This is a genomic window from Paraburkholderia sp. SIMBA_054, assembly GCF_046534875.1.
GTDB lineage: Bacteria > Pseudomonadota > Gammaproteobacteria > Burkholderiales > Burkholderiaceae > Paraburkholderia > Paraburkholderia hospita.
In genome coordinates, this window is the sequence record NZ_JAWRXV010001483.1 from 1 (window position 1) to 244 (window position 244).

Below are 244 nucleotides of genomic sequence, written 5' to 3' on the forward strand. Positions count from 1 at the left end.
GTCGCCGGCGAACATCGCCGAGCGGTCCATCAGCGGGATGGTGTCGTTGCTGGCCAGGTGCGGGAGCAGTGCGGCCAGGGTGGCGGTGGCCGCGGCATCGGCGCGGCTACGCTGCGCCGGGGTGGCATTCGCCCGGGCAGGCGAGGCATCGGCCGCGGGGGCGATGTCCTGGGACGGGGCTACGGCCTTGTCAGCTGTCTGGGCCAACACCGGAGCGGCGGCCATGCAGAGCACCGAGGCGCAG

Annotated in this window: 1 protein-coding gene; it reads right to left on the reverse strand. The window is 74.2% G+C overall.

The genetic code is table 11. The annotated features are described in order from the left end of the window. A partial coding sequence (locus SB822_RS59965; RefSeq protein WP_410859492.1) for a hypothetical protein occupies window positions 1–225 on the reverse strand: 225 nt, incomplete at its 3' end. Window positions 226–244: the final 19 nt, after the last annotated feature.